We start from the raw sequence: 3,275 nt of genomic DNA, 5'->3' as shown, positions 1-3,275 counted from the left end.
GGCAGGCGCTCGAACCGGCGGCGATAGTCTAGGATAGCCAGCCCGACCGGGTCCCAACAATGTTCCGCGACCAGACAGCTAGGCTCAGGACTCATTGATCCAGAAGAGGACGGTGGCGGCGAGGCAGATAGCGGACATGAAAGTATGGGCGGATCTGTCAGTTCTCGCGCCAGGGGTGCGGTGACACGCTGGCTGATGCCGGCAGGCTATGCTGACTGGAGGATGGCGAGCACGGTTGCCGCGCGACGGAGATGAAGCATGCGACGGCGACTGGCGGGAACATACTGGTTGTGGCGAATTCGAGGGCGGAGGTGGTTGCGGAGTTCATCGTAGCTTCGGCAGAACCGCCTCGCTGAATCGAAGCTCTTGAAGCCGCGCATACACCGGATGCGGCCTTTGATGCCCCGATGATCTTGTTCCAATCTGTTGTTCTTGTAAGCGCTACGGCGATGAACGACCTGCCGGCCGAGCGCTGATCGGATGGCTCGTGGGTAGGAGCCGTGGCCATCCGTGGTAACGCATTCGGGCCTGATGCCAGTTGCCGCTTTGGCCGAGCGGAAGAAGGCTTGAGCCGCGGCCATGTCGCGGTGCTCGCTCAGCATGGTATCGACAAGGTTGCCGCCGCGGTCAACGGCCCGGTACAGATACGCCCAGCGGCCGCGAACTTTCAAATATGTCTCGTCAACATGCCAATGCCGGCCGCGGGCACTGCCCTTGCCGTGCCGGCGTCGGCGAAGTTCGTCGGCCAGCACCGGTGCGAGCTTTGCCTCCCAGTCACGGACAGCTTCATGGCTGAACACGAGGCCACGCTGGAGAAACATCTCGGCCAAATCCCGCAGGGTCAGGCGGTAGCGCAGCCGCCACAGGACCACGATGGCGATCACGTCAGAGGGATATTGGGTGTGGTTCAGCAGTCCGGCACTGCGCTCGTTGAACTGCTTGCCGCAGTCACGGCAACGGAACCGCCGATAGGCCTGGGCGGTACGCTCTGGCCGCTCCGTCACGGCGGCGGAGCCGCAGACCACACAGTCCATACCCAATTCCCGCCCCGCTGGTCCCGCAGGCTACCGGCGATAGCCCGGACAGCCAAACGGACCGCCTGGCGCGACGCCTGACAGAACCGGCTCAGCCATCCCTTCGCTGTCGCCGCGAACCTGCTGGATCGGCAGTTCAGGCTCGCGCGCCCCAACACAGTTTAGCTGGCCGACATGACCTATCTGCCTACTGGTGAAGGCTGGCTCTATCTCGCCGCCGTGCTCGACCTGGCCACGCGCAAGATTGTCGGCTGGTCCATGCGCCAGCACATGCGCGCGGAACTCACCTGCGCAGCCCTCACCATGGCCATCCAGCGGCAGCGGCCGTCACCCGGGGTGCTGCAGCATTCGGACCGCGGCTCGCAGTACGCTGCCGACAATGACCGCAAGCTGCTCAGCGCAGCCGGCATACGGCAATCCATGAGCCGCCGTGGCAACTGTCCGGACAATGCACCCATGGAAAGCTTCTTCCACACCCTCCAGGTCGAGCTCGTCCAGCAGCGCCGGTGGGCCACGCGGGACGAAGCCAGACGCGACGTGTTCGCCTACATCGAGAGCTACTACAACCGGCAGCGCATCCACTCCGCCTTGGGCTACCAGACGCCAGAGCAGATGCAGCACAATGCCGCCTGATCCCTGTCCATCAAATCAGGGGAAGATCACTATTTGTATTTCCCATTACAAAAATCTCTTGACGGTGGCTACCGTGGCTTTATGTAGGATTAACTACATTAATCACAAGGAAGCCTCCATGGCCAGTTTTCAGGGTAAGACCGTTCTGGTGCTCGGCGGCAGCCGGGGGATCGGGGCGGCGATCGTGCGGCGCTTCGCGGCGGATGGCGCGGCTGTCACCTTCACCTATGCCGGGTCTCGCGAAGCGGCGGAGCGGTTGGCGGCCGAGACGGGCAGCACGGCGGTGGTGGCGGACAGTGCAGACCGGAATGCGGTGATCGCGCGGGTGCGCGACAGCGGACCGCTGGACGTGCTGGTGGTGAATGCGGGTGTCGGCGCCTTCGGTGATCCGCTCGAGCAGGACCCTGACGCGGTGGACCGGCTGATCCGGGTCAACGTGGCCGCGCCCTACCATGCCTCGGTGGAGGCGGCGCGGCGGATGCCGGAGGGCGGACGGATCATCGTGATCGGCTCCACCAACGGGGACCGGATTCCCTTTCCGGGCCTGTCGGCCTACGCGATGAGCAAGTCGGCCTTGCAGGGGATGGCGCGCGGGCTGGCGCGGGACTTCGGGCCGCGCGGGATCACGGTGAACATCGTGCAGCCTGGGCCCATCGACACAGACCTGAACCCGGCGGATGGGCCGATGAAGGAGATCCAGCATGCGGTCATGGCCATCAAGCGCCACGGCCGGCCGGAGGACGTGGCGGGGATGGTGGCTTGGCTGTCGGGGCCGGAGGCGAGCTTCGTGACCGGAGCCATGCATACGATCGATGGCGGCTTCGCCGCCTGATGCGATGGTGCGGGGCTGGCCGGGGCACCGGCGGCCCCGCATGACTGTCAGGCATCTGAGGCAGCGACCAACCACCGTCTTCGTCAATTCTCCAGCCCTTGAGGTAAGGCATCCATGGCAACAATCGGCATCATCGGCGCCGGCGAAGTCGGCAGCCATATCGCGCGCGCGGCCATCGTGAACGGCTACGACGTTGTCATCGCCAATTCGCGCGGGCCGGATACATTGAGTGACCTCATCGCAGAGCTAGGGCCATCAGCGAGCGCGTCGACAGCAGCAGGTGCGGCCACGGCAGGCGACTTCGTCGTGGTCGCTGTTCCCCTGAGGCTAGCGAACAACATGCCAGTGGAAGCGCTTGCGGGGAAAGTCGTGATCGACACGAACAACTACATGGCTTGGCGCGACGGTCATTACCCGATGGTCGATTCGGGTGAGAAGACCGAGCACGAGCTACGCCAGGAGCAGCTTCCAGCATCCAAGGTGGTGAAGGCTTTCACGCATATCCAGGCTCCCCGGATCATCGCCTGGGGCAGACCGCGCGGCGCGCCCGACCGTCCGGCCCTGGCAGCATCAAGCAATTTTCCTGAGGCCGTAGAGCTTGTGACGCGGCTATACGACCAGTTCGGTGTTGATTTTCGCTGAGACCTGACCCGGCGTTTTCATCGAGAAATGACCCGGCCAGGAATATGTCCCGCGGGCTGTGGCCGCAGGTCAAGCGGGTGTTTTGGTCCTCCTGTTCTTGGGTTCTGCCGAGCTGTTCCTGAACCTGAAGCTGT

3 protein-coding genes and 1 pseudogene are annotated in these 3,275 nt (G+C 64.1%); 3 read left to right on the top strand and 1 reads right to left on the bottom strand.

Translation table 11 applies throughout. The annotated features are described in order from the left end of the window. Positions 1–206: 206 nt before the first annotated feature. Positions 207–1,034 carry an IS6 family transposase gene (locus tag EBE87_RS27960; protein ID WP_122140308.1) on the bottom strand — a complete coding sequence of 276 codons (828 nt, stop codon included), beginning with the start codon at positions 1,032–1,034 and terminating at the stop codon, positions 207–209. 111 nt (positions 1,035–1,145) lie between these two features. Between EBE87_RS27960 and EBE87_RS27955 the strand changes: the two are divergent. The 3 genes and pseudogenes from EBE87_RS27955 to EBE87_RS27945 all read left to right on the top strand — a co-directional run. Further along, positions 1,146–1,667 (top strand): annotated as a pseudogene (locus EBE87_RS27955) (IS3 family transposase); the annotation flags it as partial. 118 nt (positions 1,668–1,785) lie between these two features. Continuing rightward, on the top strand, positions 1,786–2,499 hold the full coding sequence (gene bdcA / locus EBE87_RS27950; protein WP_122140307.1) for an SDR family oxidoreductase: 714 nt from the start codon (positions 1,786–1,788) through the stop codon (positions 2,497–2,499). Positions 2,500–2,613: 114 nt separating this feature from the next. Further along, positions 2,614–3,141: an NADPH-dependent F420 reductase gene (locus EBE87_RS27945; RefSeq protein ID WP_122140306.1), complete on the top strand. Its 528-nt coding sequence runs from the start codon at positions 2,614–2,616 to the stop codon at positions 3,139–3,141. The last annotated feature ends 134 nt before the right edge of the window (positions 3,142–3,275 follow it).

The organism is Teichococcus wenyumeiae (genome assembly GCF_003696345.1).
Taxonomy (GTDB): domain Bacteria; phylum Pseudomonadota; class Alphaproteobacteria; order Acetobacterales; family Acetobacteraceae; genus Pseudoroseomonas; species Pseudoroseomonas wenyumeiae.
Note: the sequence above shows the minus strand (reverse complement) of the source record. Positions and strands in the feature narration are given on the sequence as shown.

Excerpts from the sequence above, each read along its gene's own strand:
- EBE87_RS27960 (WP_122140308.1), bottom strand. The coding sequence starts at position 1,034 with ATGGACTGTGTGGTCTGCGGCTCCGCCGCCGTGACGGAGCGGCCAGAG.
- bdcA (WP_122140307.1), top strand. The coding sequence starts at position 1,786 with ATGGCCAGTTTTCAGGGTAAGACCGTTCTGGTGCTCGGCGGCAGCCGG.
- EBE87_RS27945 (WP_122140306.1), top strand. The coding sequence starts at position 2,614 with ATGGCAACAATCGGCATCATCGGCGCCGGCGAAGTCGGCAGCCATATC.